This window comes from Photobacterium sp. DNB22_13_2, assembly GCF_052873915.1.
In genome coordinates, this window is the sequence record NZ_JBNNXU010000027.1 from 36156 (window position 1) to 58890 (window position 22735).

A 22735-nucleotide genomic window follows, 5' to 3' on the forward strand; every position below is an offset into this window, starting at 1 on the left:
CATAAAAAGTGCGCGGATTATAGGCATTTTAAGGTGGGTTGCTAGCAAATTTAGCAAAAACTTGTCGCGAATTTACAGACGTAAAATTAAAACATGGGTTAGGTAAATAAATGGTTAATGGCTAACAGCAGATGGAATCATTAAAAGCCGAAATAACTGACTTGATAATCAATCGAAAAACGACACAGCGGTGTACTGCACCGCTGTGATCATATCAAAAATAACGCTATCGACGACTAGGCGTATTGCCCAACAACGAAACCCGAGCTCCATGCCCATTGGAAGTTATAGCCGCCCAACCAACCGCTGACATCCATCACCTCACCAGCAAAGTACAGGCCTGGCACTTTCTTCGTTTCCATGGTTTTAGAAGACAGTTCATCGGTATCAACGCCGCCCAGAGTTACTTCAGCAGTACGGTAGCCTTCAGTGCCGTTCGGGGCAATCGTCCACTGGTGGAAGTAGTTTGCCATCGCCGTAATATCTTTCGGATTAAATTGCTTGAGTGGCTTATCAACCAGGTCACCACGATCGATCAACACTTCAATCAAGCGTTTTGGCAACAAGCGGGACAGCGAGTTTTTTAGGCTCTGATTTGGGTGCTTGTCACGCATGGTATTCAAGGTCTCTTCCAAGTCCAGATCCGGCAGCAGATCGACCGTTACCTTCTGGCCTGGAACCCAGTAAGAAGAGATCTGCAACACCACAGGCCCGGATAGGCCACGGTGAGTAAATAGCAGGTTTTCCCGGAAGGTTGTACCGTCTTCGGCTTCCACCAAAGCCGGGATCGCAATACCCGATAGCTCGGCGAATGCTTCTTTGTCTTCCTTATGCAGGGTAAACGGCACCAAGCCTGCAGTGGTCGGCACCATCTTCAAACCAAAATGCTCGGCAATTTGATAGCCAAACGGGGTAGCACCCAGTTTTGGCATCGACAGGCCACCGGTTGCGACGACCAGCGACTCACACTCCACCAAGTCGGTATTGAGCTTGAGGCTAAAGCCACTCTCGGTTTTGGAAATACCATGAACATCGACCTGATAGCGCTGTTGTACCGTCGGCAAGTCACACTCAGCCAGCAGCATAGCCACAATCTCCTTGGCTGATCCTTCACAGAATAGCTGACCGTGGTCGCGCTCTTCGAAAGCGATCCCATGTTTAGCGATCATCGAAATAAAGTCCCAGTTGGTGTATTGGGACAAAGCCGATTTCACAAAGTGCGGATTACGGCAGACGAAGTTGTTTGCTGCCACGTCGTAGTTAGTAAAGTTACAGCGACCACCACCGGAGATCAGGATCTTGCGCCCCGGTTTTTTACCGTGATCAACGACTAGCACAGAGCGTCCACGCTTGCCCGCCTCGGCTGCACACATCAAACCTGCAGCCCCTGCGCCAATAATTACTACATCGAACTTTTCTGCCATATCTCTACCGTTAACGACCCAAGCAAAACGAATAAAAAAGGGATGCGGTAACCTCAATTGGCCAGCATCCCTTATCAACGCCGCTATTCTACCCACCTACACAGCGAATAGAAATAGCAATAACGCCTGAATATATTTTCGACAGCATAGTGTCGTTACACCACTCCACGACACTATGCTGTCAAGCGGGCCCTCTCCTGTTGTGCCCCCACTGACAGCGCACTGTCGAACTGTGCACTTTCATGCGGTGAATTACCCGCCATCCTAATCGTGGTGGTAGGAAAGGCAAAGTCAGCCCCGTGACGATGCACAACCTTCACCACTTCCAGCATCACATTCTGCTGAATAGCCTTGTATTCCACCCACCCTGTGGTTTTGGTAAAGGTATAGATCAGGATATCCAGCGAGGATGGACCGTAGTTATCAAAACTGACAATTAAGGTCTGGCAGGTATCAATATCCGGGTGAGCCAACAGCATCACCTTAATATCATCAACCACGTTTTCAATAACAGCGGCATCTTGATAACGCAGGCCAATTGTCTGCTTGATACGGCGATTGAGCATACGAGAAGGGTTTTCCACCACGATCGAGCTAAACACAGAGTTGGGGATATACAGAGGCCGCTTGTCAAAAGTACGGATCACCGTCATGCGAAATCCAATCTTCTCAACCACGCCTTCGATTTCCCGATCCGGACTTCGGATCCAGTCCCCGAGCTTGAATGGCTTATCAAAGTAAATCATGATCGCGCCAAAGAAATTTGCCAACAAATCCTTGGCAGCCATACCGACAATCAAGCCGCCGACACCACCGAATGTTAGTACCCCGGACAGACTCAGCCCAAGATTCTGCATCATGGCCAAACCACCAACCACCAATACCATCAAGCGTAAGATTTTCGACACCGCGTTGATGCTGGTGACATCCTTGGCCGTCAGGCATATCGCATCCTCGGCATTGGTGATCAAACGTAGCAACACCCAGGTAAACGTCCAAACCAACATCAAGTGCCTAACATTGGCCAAAAATGCACTGGAATAACCCGAGGTATTATCGATCACGACCCCAAGGGAGAAAGCCGCCGGCCACAGCCATATAAGCCAGCTGACAGGCCTTCTAACGGCATTGATCAAGGCATCATCCCATACTATTCGAGTGTTCTCAGCAGCTGTCGACAAATGCCGGGTTACCAACAGCCATGCGCCCCACATACAGGCACTGAGCAATAGAAGTAAGCCGACATTGGACATCCAGTCTTGGCTTACACCTTTTTGCAATGCATTCCACCACTGATAAATATGAGTCATAGCAACCACCTAGAGAAAAACAGTGGCTAACTTAGTTTCATATTTATGTATTAGCAATGTTAAGGAGTATTTTTACGCTACCACTGCTGATTTTGTCAGCAATTAATTAAATACCCAGATATGCAACTACAAAAATAGAGACTAAAAATATCATCAGATAGGTACTGGCGAGGATAAATAGCCGCCGCACCTTCGAACACTTATCCATAAACACCGGATCGTGATGATTATGGTACTGGTGGCTGCGGATGTAGTGGAATAGCCGGATTTGCTTGGTGACATTGCCTTGGGATGAGAAAAATCCCCGGCCGTCGACCTGCTGATAGAGAAGAGGATCGCATTCGCGCATGACCGCTAGTAAAGTACGCAACGTACTGACATAGCGAGAAACATTCACCACAGCGACCAAAAAAAGCGCGAGTACAATTGCGTCACCACTCATAATATAGCCCCCGAACAACGTGACGGATCAGCTGACCATAGTTTGGTGAGGGGGCATCACAGCCCCCCGAATTTATTAGCCAGCTGGTGAATCCATAATTGATGTCGATCCAGCTTTCGCCATTGCGGCTAGGTCTTTGTCAATGAAGAACAAGGCTTTGCCGTCTTCGCCAACCAACTCGATCTTATCGATAATGCCTTTAAACAGTTTTTCTTCTTCGTGTTGCTCTGCCACATACCACTGCAAGAAGTTAAACGTCGAGTAGTCTTGGGCCGTAAAAGCAACATGCGCAAGCTTGTTGATCTTATCGGTGATCAGCTGCTCATGCTCGTAAGTTTCACGGAATACGTCACCCAACGAGGAAAACTCATGCTTTGGTGCTTCAATGGAGCCAAGAATCGGCATTGCACCCGTTTCACTGACGTAAGTGAAAAGACGCTGCATATGTTCCATTTCCTCAACGGCGTGTTTGCGCAGAAATTCTGCCGCACCATCAAAGCCCTTGTCTTCACACCATGCACTCATCTGCAGGTAAAGGTTGGAAGAGAAGAACTCTAAGTTGATTTGCTCGTTGAGTTTATCAACCATTGCTTGAGCTAACATCGCACTACTCCTATCTATTCTAGTGTATACCAATCTCAACGGGTGGTATGAAAACGCTGTTCTCACCATTGTCACAATGCCAACGCAAGAATGCAACTCATCGTGCAGCTCAGCAAAGAATCTATGATACGTTTTGGTTAAACCAGCGAATTAGATTAAAAAAGTTCAAAAATTCAAGTAATTCCACTGCTAAGATTATTTCGTAAAATGGCCTAACAAGTTGCGATCACGGTAATATTTTTTCCCAATATTAGGTGCTAGCATGAAACAAAGCCCCTAAATCAAGGAGTGAAAACTATGGCTTACAAACATATTCTGGTTGCTATCGATCTATCTGACGACAGCCACGTCATCGTCGGCAAAGCTGCTGAGCTCGCCAAGGCACTGGACGCCAAATTGTCGCTCATCCATATCGACGTCAACTATGCCGAGCTCTATACCGGCTTGATTGATATCAATCTGTCCGATGCCCAGCACCGTATGGCGGATGAAGCACAGAAACAGTTACAAGCGCTGGCTGATAAAGCCAACTACCCGGTATCCCATACTCTGGTCGGCAGCGGCGACCTGAGCGAAGAAATCTGCCATGCCATCGATGATATGCAAATCGAGCTAGTCGTTTGTGGTCATCACCAAGACTTCTGGAGCAAAATACTCAGCTCTGCCAAACAGTTGATCAACCGCTCCCCGGTTGACATGCTGATGATCCCACTCAAATAGTTTTTGCGTAACCCTTCCTAGTTACGCCCAGCGGGCGCGGTCCGATCACCGTGCCTGCCCCTTCTCAACACTTGCTCCGTGGTGTTAACCGTACAATTTGGCTGTATTTCCTTGCCCTTTTTTTCGCTACACTTGCCCCATCATTCAACCAATCACCCCTGAAAAAAACTATGGGATACTTATCCGCTGTTACCTTACTCTGGGCTTTTTCCTTTAGCCTGATCGGGGTCTACCTAGCCGGTCAGGTCGATGCCTGGTTCTCGGTGCTCACCCGTGTCAGCCTGGCAGCCCTGCTCTTTCTGCCTTTCTTACGCCGTCAGCACCTCCATCGCTCGCTGGCCCTAAAAATAATGGCCGTCGGCGCCTTTCAGCTCGGGATCATGTATTGCTTTTATTACCAGTCCTTTCTCTACCTGAGCGTACCGGAAGTGTTACTGTTCACCATTTTCACCCCGATCTATGTCACTCTGATCTATGACATGCTGCACCGCCGCTTTTCGGCCTGGTATCTTGCGACCGCTGCAATCGCGGTATTGGGTGCCGCCGTGATAAAATTCGAGGGGATCAACGAAGATTTCATCACCGGTTTTCTTATAGTCCAGGGGGCCAACCTGAGCTTTGCCATCGGCCAAGTGGGCTACAAACGCCTCATAGAGCAAGAGCAGCAAAACATCCCGCAGCATACGGTGTTTGGTCTGTTCTACCTCGGGGCTGTTTGTGTCGCCCTGCCGATGTTCCTGCTGTTCGGCAATACCGAACAACTGCCGACCAGCAATACCCAATGGGGCATTTTGATCTATCTAGGCACGGTAGCCTCCGGCCTGGGCTATTACCTGTGGAACAAGGGAGCAACTTTGGTCAATGCCGGCGCACTGGCGATCATGAACAATGCACTGGTACCCGCAGGCCTTATCGTCAACCTAGTGATCTGGAGCCGGGATGTCGATTATCTTCGCCTCGTGATTGGTGGGATCATCATTGTCGCTTCGCTGTGGTTCAACGAGACTTGGGTCAAGCGCAAGGTGGAAATGGCACGAGCTTAAGCGCCTGACGCAAAATAGAAAAAAGGCGAACTCTGTAAGTTCGCCTTTTGTTTTGTGGTTCTGTGGTTTTAAGCTCTCCGAAACACTGCACTTTCAAGTGTCTGCGATTAAAAAGCTATAGAACCGATTTTCATCAAATAAACGAATACGCGTCGGCAAACATGCGCTCGCGCTCGGCACCCTTCTCTGCCGAGAATTGCTCGCGTGCCGCACCCGCCATTTCGAAACGGCCGCAAATGTAGATGTCATAGGCTGACAGGCTGACAAAATCATCGCTGACAGCCTCCAGAACGTTGCCCACCTTACCCTGCCAATCGGTAGGTGCAGTCTCAACCACAGGGACATACGTCAGGTTACCGTGCTGAGCCGCCAGTGCATTCAGCTCGTCATTGGCATACAGCTGGCATGCGTCACGGCCGCCCCAATAGACAAAAATAGGCTGGCTGATACCACGACTCAGGCAGTTATCCAAGATACTGCGAACATAAGAGAAACCCGTGCCACCTGCAATCAGCAACAATGGCTTATCGCTGTCTTCGCGCACCCACGCTTCACCGTGCGGCGCTTCGATCTCAATCGATGTTCCTGCCGCCAGTGCGGCTTTCATGCTATCCACCACCTCGATGGCGTAAGCATTGTGCTCAGCGGCACCAATATGCAGCTCCAGCTCGCCTTCACGGCATGGACTACTGGCAATAGAAAACGGACGCTTGTCCTTCTCGCCCATCACGGCCAATAGGTACTGACCCGCTTTGAATTCAATTTTAGTCTCTGGGCGTAGCAGGATACGAAACGTATTACAGGCTAACGGCTCGATGGATGTTACTTCGCATTTGATGGACATTCTCTTCCTCTAATCTAGCTGGAGCACCAAATCACTACTTGCCATTGCCTGACACGCAAATATCCAGCCTTCAGCCTGCTCCTTCTCGGTAAGCATGGGCTCGAGTTGATAGCGGATCGTCCCCTGCTGTTTTCGGCACATACACATGGCACAGGCACCGACCTGACAGCGGTTGGGAAAAGCAATACCTGCGTTGAGCGCGGCCTCAAGCACCGTTTGTTCACCCTCTACGGTGAACGTCACATCATGAGGTAGCAGGCGGACTTGGTACATATTTATTTTCTCACGCCCGGCTTTTGCCGGACTTTGCTATTCAAACTTGATTGACTCTCTTGGGTTACTGGCTGAGCCCTCTAACAAGACTAACTCAGGATCCCAAGCTCCTCCCAGATGGCATCGACTCTGGCGACAACCTCTGGTGACTTGGTAATAGGTATTCCCCATTCTCGGGCAGCCTCTCCCTCCAGTTTGTTGGTCGCATCAAGGCCAATCTTGGCTCCCTGCCCACCAACAGGGTTAACCATCAGGGTATCACGGCTCGGATCCATCCGGGTGGTGATCGCCCAAATCACATCATTCCAGTCGCGGGCATCAACATCCTCGTCGCAGACAATAATGAACTTGGTATCGGTTTGCTCGGACAAGCGCGACCAGATCCCTTCCATCACCTGCAACGCCTGACCGACTTTTTCCTTCTTGATGGTGACAATTGCCATGCCACCACATTCCGCTGTCTGCGGCAGATAACAATCTAACACTTCTGCAAACTGCTGCTTGATATCCTGCTCCAGTACGGGGTGATCCAACTCAGCTTGCGGACGGGAATAAACGGCAGCATTGGCGGTTTCGGCTTCCCACTTGCGGGTCGCATCCAGCCCCATCTTGGAGCCAAGACCGACCACCGGAGAGGCGAAATCCAACGAATCTATCGGCGTGTTATCGATCAGCAGGGTATCACGTACCGGATCCATATCTCGGGTCATGGCACCGACCACGCTACCCCAATCGCGGGTATCAACGTCTTCATCGACCACAATCACAAACTTGGTGTACATAAACTGGCGCAGGAAGGACCATACCCCCATCATCACCCGCTTGGCATGACCCGGGTACTGTTTCTTCATCGACACCACGGCCATCCGGTAGGAACACCCTTCTGGCGGCAAGTAGAAGTCGGTAATCTCTGGGAACTGCTTTTGCAAGATAGGCACAAACACTTCGTTCAGGGCCACCCCGAGTACTGCGGGTTCATCGGGCGGACGACCGGTGTAGGTACTGTGATAAATAGGATCTTTACGCATGCTCACATGGGTAATGGTGAACACATGGTGGCGCTCGACTTCGTTGTAATAGCCAGTATGGTCACCATATGGACCTTCATCGGCAAACTCGTTCGGGTCGATATAGCCTTCCAGCACAATTTCAGCACTGGCTGGCACTTCCAGCTCATTGGTCAGACTCTTGACCACTTCACTCTTACGCCCACGTAGCAGGCCAGCAAAAGCGTACTCCGACAAGGTATCAGGGATCGGCGTCACCGCCCCGAGAATCGTGGCCGGATCGGCACCGAAAGCGACCGTCACCGGGAACCGTTCACCCGGATGAGTGTCCATCCAGTCGCGCAAATCCAGAGCACCACCTCGGTGGGCCAGCCAACGCATGATGATTTTGTTCTTACCGATCTTCTGCTGGCGGTAAATTCCGAGGTTCTGGCGCTTTTTATTTGGTCCTTTGGTGATGGTCAGCCCCCAGGTAAGCAGCGGTGCCACATCATCAGGCCAGCAGCTCATCACCGGGATTTTATCCAGATCAACGTCGTCGCCCTGCCAGACAATGTCTTGACACGGGGCACTGCGCAGCCGCTTAACCGGCATATTCAATACCTGCTTGAACACAGGGAGCTTATCCAGCGCTTCGCGGAAGCCCTTCGGCGGCTCTGGCTCTTTCAGATAAGCCAGTAACTTGCCGACCTCACGCAACTCGCGGACTTCAGTGCGGCCCATCCCCATGGCAACACGACCCGGGGTACCAAACAAATTGGCCAGTACCGGCATGTCAAAACCAACTGGATTTTCGAACAACAGCGCCGGCCCGCCGGCGCGCAGGGTACGATCACAGATTTCAGTGATCTCCTGATCCGGGTCGACAGGCTGCGAGATACGCTTGAGCTCGCCCTGCTGTTCCAGATAGTCAATAAACTCTCGCAGATCCTTGAACTTCATCGGTTTGCGGCTACCTATCTTAAATACACCAGCACCCGGTGCTGGTTACAGACACCGGGTACAAATAATCATTATCAAACATTATAACGACTTGTTAACGGTAGGACAGCGGAAAATCCGACCACTGCGATCCAGCCCATCCCCCCACCACACGGGCATATGATGAGCTAACCGGGGATAAGGCGGCCTAAGGGAGCTGGGCAACTGCCGAACGGAAATTCTTCTGCAGTACCTGGCTGCGGCTGACCGACGCCAGTTGCTCGAGCCAGTCAAGATAACCACTGCGGGCAAGTTCAGCCGCCACCAGCTCACCATCATCAACTTCGCTCAGTTTGTCACTGAGAAAATCTCTGGTCGCCACAGGTAAAGGCTTAAGGGTGATCAGGGCGCGATAAGCTTGAAGCTTCAATGTCGGATTAATCGTCGCCGCCATCAGCTGCTTGGTAGCTGCAGGCTGCGGCGCCAACTCGGCCAGTCGGTTCAGCTCGGCCAGACTGTATTGATCGCTGCGGCGCCGCCACAGCAAATGGTAGACCCCTTCATCGCCAGAGGTTGCCGCCACTGCAGCAATCACGGCATTGTCAGGCAGCCAAACAAGTTTGCTGTCCGAGGTGAATTGCTCGGCCAGCACGTCCACAGCCGTATCAGATAAATCAGGTAATTGAGCGAGAAAGATATCACGCCGGGTGATTTGAGTATGGTGATCCCCCGCCAGCCATTGCGACAGCTGCAGCTCACCGCCCTCAGCCTGCGCGACCATCTGCAGGGCTAACAACTGCTGCTGCCAGCGAATCACCAAACTGCGCGCCTTAGCCCCGTAATGAAACGCCGACTTGGTCACCAGATAACCGTCACCCTGCTCAACCACGTTAAATGCTGGCATGCGGGACGCCTGCGCTTCGAGCCAGTCCGCTTTGGCCTGATCCAGTTCACCAAGGGCGGTTGCGTGGTCAATCAATTGGCTGCGCACCGCTTCTTGGTGCAAGGGAGAGATTTGGGACAGATGAGATTCTAGCGAGTCAAAGTCACTGTGGCTGTAGTAGGCGCGCAAAGACGACACCTGATTGAGAACCTGTTGGGAAGACAGGACCTGCTCGACCTCTTGCTCAGAGACTTCTACGCCCTGAGCCGTGGCCTTAGCCGCAACCATCGAGGCTGCCAGCAAGCCTATCAGCATGCACCTTCCTAGTCGCATGTCACCTCCTTGGTGATAAAAGAGTTGTCAGTTATCTGGATCGTCCCGATCCACGGTCACAACTTGATAACAAACACAGTATATCGATGTATGAGGATCAATTGCTAGCAAAGCCGCAATTGAACATCGATCAATTACAGTTGCCAGTGTACCAAAAATAAAAACGCCACAAGATGTGGCGTTTTTCAAAACTGTGAGACGTTCAACAGAACGGCGCTCAGTATTAAGACTTCTGGCGACGCATCGCGCTGAAGAACTCATCATTGGTCTTGGTCATCGATAGCTTATCGATCAAGAATTCCATGCTATCGGTTTCACCCATTGGGTGAACAATCTTACGCAGGATCCACATCTTCTGCAGCTCGTCAGTCTTCGCCAGTAGCTCTTCACGACGGGTACCAGAACGGTTGAAATCAATCGCAGGGAAGACACGCTTTTCTGCGATCTTACGAGATAGGTGCAGTTCCATGTTACCTGTACCCTTGAATTCTTCGTAGATAACTTCATCCATCTTAGAACCGGTATCAACCAATGCTGTTGCGATGATGGTCAGGCTACCGCCCTCTTCTACGTTACGAGCAGCACCGAAGAAACGCTTAGGACGGTGCAGGGCGTTGGCATCAACACCACCGGTAAGTACTTTACCTGACGATGGGATAACGGTGTTGTAAGCACGCGCCAGACGGGTAATCGAGTCAAGCAGGATAACAACGTCTTTCTTATGTTCAACCAGACGCTTGGCTTTCTCGATAACCATTTCAGCCACTTGAACGTGACGTGATGCCGGCTCATCAAAGGTAGAAGCAACTACTTCACCCTTAACCAGACGTTGCATCTCGGTTACTTCTTCCGGACGCTCATCGATTAGCAACACCATCAACTCACACTCAGGGTGGTTATGGGCGATGCTCTGGGCAATGTTCTGCAGCAACATGGTCTTACCCGCTTTTGGCGGAGCAACAATCAAACCACGCTGGCCTTTACCGATTGGCGAAGCCAGGTCAAGAACACGTGCCGTGATGTCTTCGGTCGAACCGTTACCACGTTCCATACGCATACGCTCGTTGGCGTGCAGTGGCGTAAGGTTTTCGAACAAGATCTTGTTACGCGCGTTATCAGGCTTATCGTAGTTAACTTCGTTAACCTTCAGCAGGGCAAAGTAACGCTCACCGTCTTTCGGCGGGCGGATCTTGCCGGCAATGGTATCACCTGTGCGAAGGTTGAAACGGCGAATTTGGCTAGGAGAAACGTAAATATCATCTGGACCGGCGAGGTAAGAGCTATCTGCAGAGCGGAGGAAGCCGAAGCCATCTTGAAGGATTTCTAGAACACCATCGCCAAAAATGTCCTCACCACTTTTCGCATGCTGCTTGAGAATCGCAAAGATGATGTCTTGTTTTCTCAAACGCGCCAGGTTTTCTAATCCTAAGCTTTCGCCAAGCGCAACCAACTTGGAAATAGGTTGGTTCTTCAGTTCAGTAAGATTCATAGTGGTGGGTTTCTTGTCAGTCAAAATTGGGGTTCTATGTTAATTGAGATTAAAGTTGACCAATGGGGCTGGTCAAGGAATGAACGGATTTACAATTTACGTGCAATAAGTTAGCACTAAAGATCTCATCCGTCTAGCATAGACGCAAGTCAAACCATGCACAACGAGAAATTGTGCACGGTTCGAAGCAGAGTAGCTTATAGGTTCGCTTCTAGGAACTCTTTAAGCTGGCTCTTTGACAGGGCACCCACTTTGGTTGCCGCTACGCTACCGTCTTTGAACAGCAGCAGAGTTGGGATACCACGGATGCCGAATTTTGGTGGTGTCGCTGCATTTTGATCGATATTTAATTTACCGATAGTCAGCTTACCTTCGTACTCGTCCGCGATTTCATCAAGAATTGGGGCAATCATTTTGCAAGGACCACACCATTCAGCCCAAAAATCGACTAGTACCGGGCCTGCAGCCGCAATTACATCGCTATCGAAACTTGCGTCTGTCAGCTGCACAATCTTGTCGCTCATCTTCCACTCCAATGGTTGATTTTGTTAGCTGATTTGATTTTAACCAGCAAATCGATGCCCTATTTGAATGGAATCCGTTTCGTATTGCAACCCTAAGCTGATATTCTATACGAATGAAGACGACTCACATCACAGAGCAAAAATTTGCCGACCTGGGTTTAGAACCTAAGGTTTTACAAGGATTGGAAGCTAATAACTTCCATAATTGTACGCCTATCCAGGCGCTGGCATTGCCGGTAGTGCTCTCCGGCCGTGACATTGCTGGTCAGGCTCAAACAGGCACAGGGAAAACCCTGGCTTTCCTGACCGCGACTTTCAACTACCTGCTGCTAAACCCAGCAAAAGAGGATCGTAAGCAAAACCATCCTCGTGCCATTATTATGGCACCAACCCGTGAACTGGCTATCCAGATTTACAACGATGCCAAGCCAATGCTTGAAAGTACCGGTTTAAAAGCGGGACTAGCCTATGGCGGTGAAGCATACGAAAAACAGCAGAAAACCCTCGAAGCGGGCGTAGATATCTTGATTGGCACCTGTGGCCGTATCATTGATTTCTACAAGCAGCGCGTGATCGATCTGCGTTCTATCCAGGCCGTTGTTCTGGATGAAGCTGACCGTATGTTTGACCTTGGCTTTATTAAAGATATCCGCTTCTTGTTCCGCCGTATGCCTGCACCGCAGGAACGTCTGAACATGCTGTTTTCGGCGACCTTGTCTTACCGTGTCAAAGAGCTGGCCTTCGAACACATGAACTCGCCTGAGAGTGTGGTTGTCGAGCCAGAGCAGAAAACCGGTCACCGTATCCAGGAAGAGCTGTTCTATCCATCGAACCAAGAAAAGATGCGCCTGCTTCAGAGCTTGATCGAAGAAGAATGGCCAGATCGCGCTATCATCTTTGCCAACACCAAGCACCGTTGTGAAGATATCTGGGCCCACCTTGCGGCTGATAAACACCGTGTTGGCTTGCTGACTGGTGATGTCCCGCAGAAGAAGCGTGTTCGCATCCTAGAGCAGTTCACCCAAGGTGAAGTGGATATCCTGGTAGCAACCGATGTCGCAGCCCGTGGCCTGCACATCCCACAGGTAACTCACGTATTCAACTACGACCTGCCTGACGATGCCGAAGATTACGTGCACCGTATTGGCCGTACCGGCCGGGCTGGCGCGAGTGGCCATTCGATCAGCTTTGCCTGTGAACAATATGCCATTAACCTGCCAGCGATCGAAACCTACATCGAGCATGCTATCCCGCTGTCGAAATACGACTCGGAAGCCCTGCTAGATGACCTACCGCCGCCGGTTAGCGTACCTCGCTCACCGCGCCAAGGTGGAAACCGTCGCAGTGGTGGTGGTTCACAGCGCCAAGGCCAATCGCGTCAGCGCAGCCGTCGCCGTCCGCCTCAGAACAAACAGCAGTAAAAGATAGATATGTCTATGGAAAGAACAGTATCACCCTTGTATGCCGCCATTGATCTTGGTTCAAACAGCTTCCACATGTGGATTGTCCGGGAGGTCGCAGGTACCGTCCAGACCTTGGCCAAGATCAAGCGTAAAGTCCGCCTGGCAGCCGGCCTCAACAGCGAAAACGCGCTGAGTATTGAGGCGATGCAACGGGGGTGGGACTGCCTCAGCCTTTTTGCCGAACGCCTGCAGGATATTCCGGCAAGCAACATCCGTATTGTCGGGACTGCCGCACTGCGCACCGCCGTCAATGCCGAGGCCTTTCTTTCCAAAGCCGAGACCATCCTCGGCTATCCGGTCAATATCATTCCAGGCGAAGAAGAAGCCCGGATCATCTACCAGGGAGTTGCCCACACCTCAGGCGGTTGTGGCAAACGCTTGGTGGTCGATATTGGCGGGGCCAGCACTGAAGTGATCATTGGTGAAAGGTTTGATGCCAGTGCACTGACCAGTCTGCAAATAGGCTGTGTGACCTGGCTTGAGCGTTATTTCAAAGACCGCTACCTCACCGAAGCTAACTTTGATGCTGCCATCGCAGCAGCCAAAGCAGCCATAGCCCCGATTGTCGAGCAGTACCAGACATTGGGTTGGCAAACCTGCGTCGGTGCCAGCGGTACCGTTCAGGCTCTGCAGGAAATCATGCTGGCACAGGGAATGGATGAAATCATCACCCTGCAAAAACTCAAGCGAATGCAGCGTCAGGCTATGCAATATGAACGCCTGGAGGATTTAGACATCGAGGGGCTGACTCTCGAACGTGCCCTCGTATTCCCTAGTGGACTGTCTATCCTTATCGCGATTTTCGAATCACTGGGTATCGAGTCGATGACCCTTGCCGGTGGCGCCCTGCGCGAAGGCATGGTGTATGAAATGATGAGCCAGATGCGCCACAACGATGTTCGTGAACGTACCTTGCAAAGTCTGCAGACCCGCTTCCAGCTCGACAGTATCCATGCAGGCAATGTCAGCAATACCGCTCGGGCCCTGATTGGCAGCTGCCAGTCGGAATGGAGCCTAGAGCCGCAAGCCCATTACCTGCTTGATGCCACTACCGCCCTGCATGAAATTGGCACCATGATTGAGTTCAAGAAAAGCGGTGAGCATGCCGCCTACCTGATCCATCATAGTGACCTGCCCGGCTTTACCCGTGCCCAGAAACACCTGATCGGTGAACTGCTACGCCGCTACCGCGAGAACCTCACCAGCCTGCCGGAGCAACATGCCCTGTCGGCCCAGAGTGCCACTCGCTTGCTGCGCCTGCTGCGCCTAGCCGTGATGTTATGTCATCGCCGTGACAGTAGTCATCAGCCGCCTTTCACCCTGACGGCACAGGACAATGCCTTGTGCTTAACACTGCCAGCCAGTTGGCTGGCTGCCAACCCGCTGACCGATGCAGAATTGCAGCAAGAAGCCACCCGCCAAAGCGACATGGGCTGGCCGCTGACCATCATCGCCAGCGAGTAACCCGCACCACTTACAAAAAAAGCACCCCATGGGGTGCTTTTTTATTATCTAACCGTTTTTCTTTGGCGCAGGGATTTCGCTTCATAGCTAAGCGGTCGCGCGGAGTTGATGATAATCAATGAGCACGACCGATATCTTCACCAACAAACATTTATGCATATGAGTGATTCAGCGCAGGAACTTCATCCCAGAGCAAAGAGGACGCGGAGTTGATAATTATCAATGAGCATGTCCGATGCAGGGCTGGGAGGAAGTAACCAGCTCAATCAGTTCATTATCCAGTAATGCCGCTGTGGCGGAGTAACGCATCAATGCTCGGCTCACGGCCACGGAAGCGCTTAAACAAGTCCATTGGCTCCTCACTGCCACCACGCTCTAGGATGCAATCGAGGAAGTCAGCACCGGTTGTGGTATTGAAGATCCCCTCCTCCTCGAAACGCGAGTAGGCATCAGAGGACAGTAGTTCTGCCCACAGGTAGCTGTAGTAACCAGCGCTATAGCCACCAGCGAAGATATGGCTGAAGCTATTCGGGAAACGGCCAAACTCTGGGCTTGGGACCACCGACACTCGGGACTTGATATCCGCCAACGTCTCTAGCACCTTAGCTCCGGCTTCTGGATCGTACTCGGTGTATAGAGTGAAATCGAACAAGCCAAACTCTAGCTGACGCAGGATCCCCATCGCCGACTGGAAGTTCTTCGCCGCCAGCATTTTGTCCAGCATGGCTTTTGGCAATGGCTCACCGGTCTCGTAATGGCCGGAGATAAAGGCCAGCGCCTCTTCTTCCCAGCACCAGTTTTCTAGGAACTGGCTTGGCAGCTCCACTGCATCCCATGGCACACCGTTGATACCCGATACAGCGGGTACTTCGATCTGGGTCAGCATATGATGGATACCGTGACCGGTTTCGTGGAATAGGGTGACCACTTCGTCATGGGTAAACAGCGCAGGCTTATCGCCAACCGGCTTGTTGAAGTTACAGGTCAAGTAGGCCACTGGCGCTTGCAGGCTGCCATCCTGGCGGGTACGGCGAACCATACACTCATCCATCCAGGCACCACCGCGTTTGTGCTCTCGAGCATAAAGATCAAGGTAGAAGCTACCGCGCAGTTGGCCTTGGCTATCGAATATATCGTAGAACTTAACCGACTCATGCCAGGTATCGACGCCGGTACGTTCTGTGACATCCATACCGAACACGCGCTTGAGCACCTCGAACAGGCCAGCGACTACTTTCTGCTCAGGGAAATAAGGACGTAGCTGCTCATCAGAAATGCTGTAGCGGTGCTGTTTCAGCTTCTCGGCGTAGAAGGAAAAATCCCATGGCTCCAGCTGCTCGGCACCGAACTCGACCCTGGCATACTCGCGCAGCTCTGCCACTTCACGCTCGCCCTGCGGCTTAGCACGGCTCGCCAGATCATTCAAAAAGCCCAACACTTGCTCTGGCGTTTCCGCCATTTTGGTCGCCAATGATTTCTCGCTATAGGTACTGAAACCCAGCAGGCGGGCAATTTCATGGGTCAGCTTGAGCTTCTCGGCAATGATCTCACTGTTGTCCCATTTCCCGGCATTCGGACCACGATCTGAAGCGCGGGTCACGAAAGCTTCATACATTTCCTGGCGCAATTCACGGTTTTCGCAGTAAGTCATCACCGGCAGGTACGACGGAATATCCAAGGTAAACAAGTAGCCTTCCTGCTCTTTGGCTTCGGCTGCAGCCTTGGCTGCTTGCAATGCCGATTCTGGCAATCCGCCCAGTTCGGCCTCATCACTCACCAGTTTGCTCCAACCCATCGTGGCATCAAGTACGTTGTTGCTGAACGTCGATGACAACTCAGACAAGCGCTTGCTGATCTCACCGTAACGGTGTTGCTCTTTGGCTGGCAGGCCAATGCCCGATAATTCAAACTCTTTTAGCGCATCAGTAATGGATTTTTTCTGGGCTTGGCTTAGATCGGTAAAACTTTCATCGGCTTTGATCGCCTTGAACGCTTCATACAGGCCCTTGTGCTGACCAACCCAGGTACCGTAATCCGACAGCATCGGTAGGCAGCTCTCGTAAGCTTCACGCAGTTCATTGCTATTCTTCACCCCATTGAGGTGACCGATAGGTGACCAGATCCGGCTCAGGCGATCATCTGTTTCGGATAGCGGCACGCAGATTGTCTCCCAGCTTGGTGTCGTATCAGCTGCCAGAACTTGCTCCACTGCAGCCCGGCAATCGGCAATCGCCTGCTCGACCGCAGGTTTGACATGTTCGGGTTGGATAAGCGAAAACGGAGGCAGATCCGTCATCGACAGTAATGGGTTAGTCATGCGCAATTCCTTAAATTAGTTGTCCTTTATTAAATGCGTCTTGAACAGCGTAAATTCAATCCTTTCATCGCACTAAATCGTAACGCAGCTCTCTTATTTTAACCTAGGATTAACATCCCAAGCATGAAAGTCATCACGGTTGCTGGCTATTCCTCGTCAATTGGCGATAATACTGACCCAATTTATCCCTATTCTGTCGAGATCCCAGCCATGCTGAGCTACCGCCATAGTTTCCATGCCGGCAACCATGCCGATGTGGTCAAGCACATTGTCCAGAGCCTAATCCTGGATGCCCTGAAACAAAAGGACAAACCGTTCGTCTACCATGACACCCACTCCGGTGTTGGCCGTTACGATCTTCAGGATGAGCGCAGTGAAAAAACCGGTGAGTTCAAACAAGGTATTGCCCGGATTTGGCAGCGTGACGATATCCCGGCAGAGATTGCCAGCTATATTGACGCGATCAAGGTATTGAACAACGGTGATGAGCTGCGCTACTACCCGGGCTCACCGAAAGTTGCTCGCGCTCAACTTCGCGATCAAGACCGCATGGTATTGACCGAGTTGCACCCGAGTGACTTCCCACTGCTATTGCAGGAGTTTCGTGGCGACCGACAGGTCCGTATCTACAAAGAAGATGCCTTTGCCCGCCTCAAAGGTAGCCTGCCACCGAAAGAGCGCCGAGGGGTGGTGTTAATTGACCCGCCGTACGAACTCAAGCACGAATACATGGATGTGGTTAAAGCGATCAAAGAAAGCCACAAACGTTGGGCGACTGGCACCTATGCAATCTGGTACCCGGTGGTTTACCGCGAGAATATTGACAAGATGCTCAAGGGCCTGGAAGATCTGGGGATCCGTAAGATTTTGCAAATCGAACTGGGTGTCGAACCGGATACCGAGGAGCGCGGCATGACCGCCTCAGGTATGATAGTGATCAACCCACCTTGGAAACTGGAAGGCCAAATGCAGGCTATTCTACCTTGGTTGAAAGACGCCATCGCACCAAACCACGGCCACTACAAAGTGGAGTGGATCGTTCCGGAATAAGCGGCGATTTTGCGCTAACGGCTTGTAAGGCGGGGTTTTCCCGCCTTTTTTGTGGCTGTTATTTTTTGTTCCAACTTTCTCGAACTCCCCCTCTCGTAACTCTTCCCATTCTTGATTACACTAGGACAAGCACAGCAGGAGCTGTTAACAAATCAAAAAAAATAGTGGAGTAAAGTCATGGCAAAGCATTTTGATTACATCTGTATTGGCGGCGGCAGTGGCGGTATTGCCTCGGCAAACCGTGCGGCTATGTACGGCGCCAAAGTGGCATTGGTTGAAGCCAAGGCGCTGGGTGGCACCTGTGTCAACGTCGGCTGTGTGCCTAAGAAAGTAATGTGGCACGGCGCCCAAATTGCTGAAGCGATGCACCTTTACGCCAAAGACTACGGTTTTGACGTTGATGTCAAAGGCTTTGATTGGGGCAAGCTAGTTGAAAGCCGCGAAGCCTACATCAGCCGTATCCACACCGCTTACGACAACGTACTGGGCAACAACAAAATTGAAGTGATCAACGGCTTCGCCAAGTTTGTCGACGAGAAGACCATTGAAGTAAACGGCGAGCACTACACCGCCGACCACATCCTGATCGCCGTTGGTGGTGAGCCGACTATCCCGAACGTGCCGGGCGCCGAGCACGGCATCGATTCAAACGGCTTCTTTGAGCTCAACGCGCAACCTAAGCGTACCGCCGTTATCGGTGCTGGCTACATTGCCGTTGAAATTGCCGGTGTACTAAGCGCGTTGGGTACCGATACCCACCTGTTCGTCCGTAAAGAGTCGCCGCTACGCAGCTTCGACCCGATGATCATCGACACCTTGGTTGAAGTGATGGACAAAGAAGGTCCAACCCTTCATACCCACAGCGTACCAAAAGAAGTGGTCAAGGAAGCCGATGGTTCGGTCACCCTGCATTTCGAAAACGGTGAATCGCACAATACCGACCTGCTGATCTGGGCCATCGGCCGTAACCCGACAACAGACAAGATCAACCTGGCAGCAACGGGCGTTGAAACCAATGACCGTGGCTACATTAAGGTTGACGAGTACCAACGCACTAACGTTGAAGGCATTTACTGTGTCGGCGATATCATGGAAGGCGGTATCGAACTGACACCAGTTGCTGTTAAAGCCGGTCGCCAGCTTTCTGAGCGCCTGTTTAACAACAAGCCAGACGCCAAGATGGACTATAAACTGGTTCCAACCGTGGTCTTCAGCCACCCACCAATTGGCACTATCGGCCAGACAGAAGCAGAAGCTGTTGCCGAGTTTGGCGAAGAAAACGTAACGGTGTACCAATCAGGCTTCACCGCTATGTACACTGCGGTTACGGCACACCGCCAGCCATGTAAAATGAAACTGGTTTGTGCTGGCCCTGACGAGAAAGTCGTTGGTCTACACGGTATCGGTTATACCGTCGATGAGATGATCCAAGGCTTCGGTGTCGCAATGAAAATGGGCGCGACCAAGGCGGACTTCGATTCAGTTGTGGCTATCCACCCAACAGGCAGCGAAGAGTTTGTTACTATGCGATAGTCAACGATAATATGCGATAGCCACTTGGCTAACTCGTATTCGACGAAGGGGGCTATCAGCCCCCTTTTTTGTTTCTACACGTGCGTTATGAATTATTAGAAGTTGTAGCGCAGGCCTAGCTTGTAGAACATCTTATCCTGGTCACCAATATCCGATGACACATTCTGATAGTTCTTCTGCTCTTCAGACTGGTAATACGCTTCGTACACCACATTCATGTTGCTGCTAAGCAGGTAGTCACCGAAAATACCGTATCGGTTACGTGCCTGATCTTTCTTGTTACCCACCGCATCCTTGAAATCACGCTTTAAGTTCAAGCGAGCGAATGGCGAGACCGAGAAACGGTCGAACTGGTGGCTGTAAATCAAGCGAAGCTGCCACTCTTCCATGGTATCGGCTTCATTGGCCAACGTGGTGTTACTGGTTTTCTTGTACTCACTATAGATAGAAGCGCGGAAGGCCTGTGACTCATTGAGCTGGGTACGAACCTGAAAATCAAGCTCGTGCAGGTAATCGTTGTAGTTATGCTGGCCCCCCTGGGTTTGATCATCGCCACGGGCATTCGACTTCGCCGTCACAGGTGCCACAAAGCCATCTAGGGCCAATGTCACCATATCGTTGTAGGCATATGCCATGTTCGGGTGAATACGCCACTCGGTATCATGAGTATTGTTATGGCTGTATTCGTTATGACGAATGTTCAAACGCGGAGAAAAAGTGAACTTATCCGTTACGTCATAGTCATACCAAACAATGTATTCCTGACGTGAGCGGTCATTACTGAATGCTTTGTCATTTTCGTCAAAGGATGTACGGGTAGCCTGCTTGTCACTGAATTTGAATGCAAAGTGCAATGGCAAGTCTGCGACAGGTGTGAAGCCAGCTGCCAAGTATGGCATCAAAAAATCATTTTGATCGTGTGCCGAGTTGAAATCTTCGTATTCAGAACCGATTTCCACGTATCCAGCTTGAGCGGCACCTGAAAGGGCGAGGAACGCTGCTACTGGTAATAGTTTTAGCTTTTTCATTGTTAAACTCCAAAAGGACTCTTAATTACCCTACGTAAAAGAGCATCTGGAGCTTATAATTCGTTCCTGAATGAATGCTGACGACCGTTTTTTGAACCCGCTCACTTACTTCTTTAAAATCACCTACCAATCAACATCTTGATGGTTGTAAACTCTCTCAAAACTTCTGAATTAGACACAAGATTTAAGAAATTTAAAGTCTCAATGATATAAAAAAACATTTTGACCCACTTGCAGCCCTACCGGGAGTCACGCTCCTTCATTCGCCCCTCCCTCTCTATTGCTCGCTTAGTCCACTCAGCGCTAGATAAGCCATGCAAAGCATACCTCCTATTGCGCATATTTTTTCTCGGCTTCGATCCTGAACCTGTGAAATAACTATCATTAATGTGGCAAAAAAATGAATAATTAGCCGATTATTCACCGAAATCATTCCAATTCACGATGAAAAACTGTAATCTTGCCCGTCCTGATTATGGAAGATCAGTGAATATTTATTCCAAATAGAATGAAGCACTTATTTACTCTTAGCTTATCAATCAGTTAAAGGCCAAGTATGCAGGATCAGGTTATTTCCCAAAGCGGTAAGAAGAGTCCATGGCTCATGTTCGTCCTACCGTCACTTCTCGGTGTCTTCCTTTTCATGGCACCCATCAGTTACCAGGATTCGCTGACAATCCCTATTGCCATACTGGCTAAATCTGTCCAGGCTGTATTCGGTGACATGCTTCCAGCCATGGTGACCTTTGTGATCGCCCTGACCGCTATCGCTTCGATTGCCACCAAGCTACTTAAGCCTAAAGCTATCTTGAACAGCGGCTTCTTTAGTGGATTGCTCAACCCTTCCCTGCCTTGGTTTGTAGTCCAGCAGTTGGGTGCTATCTTCGTGATCATGACCTTTTTCGGCATTGGCCCTGAAATGATCCACCACGGTGATACCGGTGGTCTGGTGCTCAATGATCTCTTGCCGGTTCTCTTCTCTGTCTTTCTTTTTGCCGGTTTGCTTTTACCCCTGCTGCTTAATTTTGGTTTGCTTGAATTTGTTGGTGCCCTATTCACCCGCGTTATGCGCCCACTGTTCAACCTACCTGGCCGTTCGGCAGTTAACTGTATTGCCTCGTGGTTGGGTGATGGCAGTGTCGGCGTACTGATGACCAGCAAGCAGTACGAAAGCAAGATCTACACCGAGCGTGAAGCGGCTGTTATCGGTACCACATTCACCGCGGTATCTATTACTTTCAGCCTCGTGGTAATTGCCCAGGTAAACTTGGAGCACATGTTTGCCCCTTTCTATATGACAGTCTGCCTGGCCGGCTTGGCGGCAGCAGTGATTGTCCCTCGCCTACCACCGCTATCGTGGAAGAAGGACCGCTATATCGATGGCGAGTCAGTGAAGGGTGATATTGAAGCCCTGCCGGAAGGCAAAACGGTGATTGGTTTTGGCCTTGAGCAAGCACTGGAGAAAGCCTCACAGGTGAAAAGCCTGCGTAGCATGATGATTGAAGGGGTTAAGAACGCAATTGATATGATCTTCGGCGTGCTGCCTGTAGTAATGGCCATTGGTACCATTGCCCTCGTTATTGCCGAAAACACGCCGGTATTTAGTCTGCTGGGCCAACCATTCATCCCATTCTTGGAACTACTGCGCATCCCTGAAGCGGCTGCTGCATCTGAAACCATCGTGGTGGGCTTTGCCGATATGTTCCTGCCATCGATTCTGGCCTCGGGCATAGAGAGCGATCTGACCCGTTTTGTGATTGCTGCTATGTCGGTCACCCAGCTGATCTACATGTCGGAAATCGGTGCGCTACTGATCGGCAGTAAAATCCCGGTCAAGCCGTGGGAGCTGTTTATGATCTTCATCCTGCGTACCTTGGTGACCCTACCGGTTATCGCGATGATGGCGCACATTTTCTTCTAATAGACAGCCATTTTAAATCCCTGAAAGCCAGCGCATTGCCGCTGGCTTTTTTGTACCCGTAATATACTAGCCTCTAGCCTCTAGCCTCTAGCCTCTAGCCTCTAGCCTCTAGCCTCTAGCCTCTAGCCTCTAGCCTCTAGCCT

General features: G+C 50.9%; 19 protein-coding genes. 7 read left to right on the top strand and 12 right to left on the bottom strand.

The genetic code is table 11. From position 1 onward, the window contains the following. Positions 1-236 precede the first annotated feature (236 nt). The 4 genes from ACVA58_RS25065 to ftnA all read right to left on the bottom strand — a co-directional run bounded on the left by ACVA58_RS25065 (position 237) and on the right by ftnA (position 3779). Entirely contained in the window at positions 237-1424 is a 1188-nt protein-coding gene (locus ACVA58_RS25065; RefSeq protein WP_446512992.1) for an NAD(P)/FAD-dependent oxidoreductase, read from the bottom strand. 173 nt (positions 1425-1597) lie between these two features. Beyond that, positions 1598-2734 (bottom strand): mechanosensitive ion channel family protein, encoded by a 1137-nt coding sequence (locus tag ACVA58_RS25070; RefSeq protein ID WP_446512993.1) that lies wholly within the window; start codon positions 2732-2734, stop codon positions 1598-1600. 106 nt (positions 2735-2840) lie between these two features. Further along, positions 2841-3179, bottom strand: a complete 339-nt coding sequence (gene uspB, locus ACVA58_RS25075) for a universal stress protein UspB (RefSeq protein WP_255040418.1) — start codon at positions 3177-3179, stop codon at positions 2841-2843. A 72-nt stretch (positions 3180-3251) separates the two neighbouring features. Then, positions 3252-3779 (bottom strand): non-heme ferritin, encoded by a 528-nt coding sequence (gene ftnA / locus ACVA58_RS25080; protein WP_446512994.1) that lies wholly within the window; start codon positions 3777-3779, stop codon positions 3252-3254. Positions 3780-4076: 297 nt separating this feature from the next. Between ftnA and ACVA58_RS25085 the strand changes: the two genes are divergently transcribed. Together ACVA58_RS25085 and ACVA58_RS25090 are read left to right on the top strand one after the other, a co-directional pair. After that, positions 4077-4499, top strand: a complete 423-nt coding sequence (locus ACVA58_RS25085; RefSeq protein ID WP_446512995.1) for a universal stress protein — start codon at positions 4077-4079, stop codon at positions 4497-4499. A 170-nt stretch (positions 4500-4669) separates the two neighbouring features. Beyond that, complete coding sequence (locus tag ACVA58_RS25090) at positions 4670-5542, top strand: carboxylate/amino acid/amine transporter (protein ID WP_446512996.1); 873 nt, start codon at positions 4670-4672, stop codon at positions 5540-5542. A 133-nt stretch (positions 5543-5675) separates the two neighbouring features. Here the strand turns inward: ACVA58_RS25090 and fre are convergent, their stop codons facing one another. From fre to trxA, 6 genes are all read right to left on the bottom strand, one after another. Continuing rightward, on the bottom strand, positions 5676-6386 hold the full coding sequence (gene fre / locus ACVA58_RS25095; protein WP_446512997.1) for an NAD(P)H-flavin reductase: 711 nt from the start codon (positions 6384-6386) through the stop codon (positions 5676-5678). A 9-nt stretch (positions 6387-6395) separates the two neighbouring features. Beyond that, a complete protein-coding gene (locus ACVA58_RS25100; protein ID WP_446512998.1) occupies positions 6396-6659 on the bottom strand; it encodes a 2Fe-2S iron-sulfur cluster-binding protein in 264 nt (87 codons plus the stop codon). Between the two features lie 89 nt (positions 6660-6748). Continuing rightward, entirely contained in the window at positions 6749-8608 is a 1860-nt protein-coding gene (gene ubiD, locus ACVA58_RS25105; protein ID WP_446512999.1) for a 4-hydroxy-3-polyprenylbenzoate decarboxylase, read from the bottom strand. Between the two features lie 187 nt (positions 8609-8795). Then, a complete protein-coding gene (locus tag ACVA58_RS25110) occupies positions 8796-9803 on the bottom strand; it encodes a hypothetical protein (protein ID WP_446513000.1) in 1008 nt (335 codons plus the stop codon). Positions 9804-10026: 223 nt separating this feature from the next. Beyond that, complete coding sequence (gene rho / locus ACVA58_RS25115) at positions 10027-11292, bottom strand: transcription termination factor Rho (RefSeq protein WP_446513001.1); 1266 nt, start codon at positions 11290-11292, stop codon at positions 10027-10029. A gap of 197 nt (positions 11293-11489) precedes the next feature. Continuing rightward, entirely contained in the window at positions 11490-11816 is a 327-nt protein-coding gene (gene trxA, locus ACVA58_RS25120) for a thioredoxin TrxA (RefSeq protein WP_446513002.1), read from the bottom strand. A 113-nt stretch (positions 11817-11929) separates the two neighbouring features. On the opposite strand from trxA, the gene rhlB reads away from it, so the two are divergent. Next, positions 11930-13237, top strand: coding sequence for an ATP-dependent RNA helicase RhlB (gene rhlB, locus ACVA58_RS25125; RefSeq protein ID WP_446513003.1), 1308 nt, complete (start codon positions 11930-11932; stop codon positions 13235-13237). A gap of 15 nt (positions 13238-13252) precedes the next feature. Beyond that, the gene (gene gppA / locus ACVA58_RS25130) at positions 13253-14743 is read left to right on the top strand and encodes a guanosine-5'-triphosphate,3'-diphosphate diphosphatase (RefSeq protein WP_446513004.1); all 1491 of its coding nucleotides are present in this window, start codon (positions 13253-13255) and stop codon (positions 14741-14743) included. 274 nt (positions 14744-15017) lie between these two features. Here the strand turns inward: gppA and prlC are convergent, their stop codons facing one another. Then, positions 15018-17060: an oligopeptidase A gene (prlC, locus tag ACVA58_RS25135; protein WP_446513005.1), complete on the bottom strand. Its 2043-nt coding sequence runs from the start codon at positions 17058-17060 to the stop codon at positions 15018-15020. A gap of 210 nt (positions 17061-17270) precedes the next feature. Here prlC and ACVA58_RS25140 point away from each other — a divergent pair, with 210 nt between their 5' ends. Next, on the top strand, positions 17271-18110 hold the full coding sequence (locus ACVA58_RS25140; protein WP_446513010.1) for a 23S rRNA (adenine(2030)-N(6))-methyltransferase RlmJ: 840 nt from the start codon (positions 17271-17273) through the stop codon (positions 18108-18110). Between the two features lie 177 nt (positions 18111-18287). After that, entirely contained in the window at positions 18288-19643 is a 1356-nt protein-coding gene (gene gorA, locus ACVA58_RS25145; protein ID WP_446513006.1) for a glutathione-disulfide reductase, read from the top strand. A 95-nt stretch (positions 19644-19738) separates the two neighbouring features. Here gorA and ACVA58_RS25150 read toward each other — a convergent pair whose 3' ends face one another. After that, positions 19739-20671 (bottom strand): hypothetical protein, encoded by a 933-nt coding sequence (locus tag ACVA58_RS25150; protein WP_446513007.1) that lies wholly within the window; start codon positions 20669-20671, stop codon positions 19739-19741. 556 nt (positions 20672-21227) lie between these two features. Between ACVA58_RS25150 and ACVA58_RS25155 the strand changes: the two genes are divergently transcribed. Beyond that, positions 21228-22592 (top strand): YjiH family protein, encoded by a 1365-nt coding sequence (locus ACVA58_RS25155; protein WP_446513008.1) that lies wholly within the window; start codon positions 21228-21230, stop codon positions 22590-22592. Positions 22593-22735: the final 143 nt, after the last annotated feature.

What these genes read in the sequence shown, in the direction of transcription:
- rho (WP_446513001.1), bottom strand. Translation starts at nt 11,292, where the DNA reads ATGAATCTTACTGAACTGAAGAACCAACCTATTTCCAAGTTGGTTGCG.
- ACVA58_RS25085 (WP_446512995.1), top strand. Translation starts at nt 4,077, where the DNA reads ATGGCTTACAAACATATTCTGGTTGCTATCGATCTATCTGACGACAGC.
- rhlB (WP_446513003.1), top strand. Translation starts at nt 11,930, where the DNA reads ATGAAGACGACTCACATCACAGAGCAAAAATTTGCCGACCTGGGTTTA.
- prlC (WP_446513005.1), bottom strand. Translation starts at nt 17,060, where the DNA reads ATGACTAACCCATTACTGTCGATGACGGATCTGCCTCCGTTTTCGCTT.
- ACVA58_RS25110 (WP_446513000.1), bottom strand. Translation starts at nt 9,803, where the DNA reads ATGCGACTAGGAAGGTGCATGCTGATAGGCTTGCTGGCAGCCTCGATG.
- trxA (WP_446513002.1), bottom strand. Translation starts at nt 11,816, where the DNA reads ATGAGCGACAAGATTGTGCAGCTGACAGACGCAAGTTTCGATAGCGAT.
- ACVA58_RS25150 (WP_446513007.1), bottom strand. Translation starts at nt 20,671, where the DNA reads ATGAAAAAGCTAAAACTATTACCAGTAGCAGCGTTCCTCGCCCTTTCA.
- ubiD (WP_446512999.1), bottom strand. Translation starts at nt 8,608, where the DNA reads ATGAAGTTCAAGGATCTGCGAGAGTTTATTGACTATCTGGAACAGCAG.
- ACVA58_RS25090 (WP_446512996.1), top strand. Translation starts at nt 4,670, where the DNA reads ATGGGATACTTATCCGCTGTTACCTTACTCTGGGCTTTTTCCTTTAGC.
- ftnA (WP_446512994.1), bottom strand. Translation starts at nt 3,779, where the DNA reads ATGTTAGCTCAAGCAATGGTTGATAAACTCAACGAGCAAATCAACTTA.
- ACVA58_RS25140 (WP_446513010.1), top strand. Translation starts at nt 17,271, where the DNA reads ATGCTGAGCTACCGCCATAGTTTCCATGCCGGCAACCATGCCGATGTG.
- gorA (WP_446513006.1), top strand. Translation starts at nt 18,288, where the DNA reads ATGGCAAAGCATTTTGATTACATCTGTATTGGCGGCGGCAGTGGCGGT.
- ACVA58_RS25155 (WP_446513008.1), top strand. Translation starts at nt 21,228, where the DNA reads ATGCAGGATCAGGTTATTTCCCAAAGCGGTAAGAAGAGTCCATGGCTC.
- ACVA58_RS25100 (WP_446512998.1), bottom strand. Translation starts at nt 6,659, where the DNA reads ATGTACCAAGTCCGCCTGCTACCTCATGATGTGACGTTCACCGTAGAG.
- ACVA58_RS25065 (WP_446512992.1), bottom strand. Translation starts at nt 1,424, where the DNA reads ATGGCAGAAAAGTTCGATGTAGTAATTATTGGCGCAGGGGCTGCAGGT.
- fre (WP_446512997.1), bottom strand. Translation starts at nt 6,386, where the DNA reads ATGTCCATCAAATGCGAAGTAACATCCATCGAGCCGTTAGCCTGTAAT.
- ACVA58_RS25070 (WP_446512993.1), bottom strand. Translation starts at nt 2,734, where the DNA reads ATGACTCATATTTATCAGTGGTGGAATGCATTGCAAAAAGGTGTAAGC.
- gppA (WP_446513004.1), top strand. Translation starts at nt 13,253, where the DNA reads ATGGAAAGAACAGTATCACCCTTGTATGCCGCCATTGATCTTGGTTCA.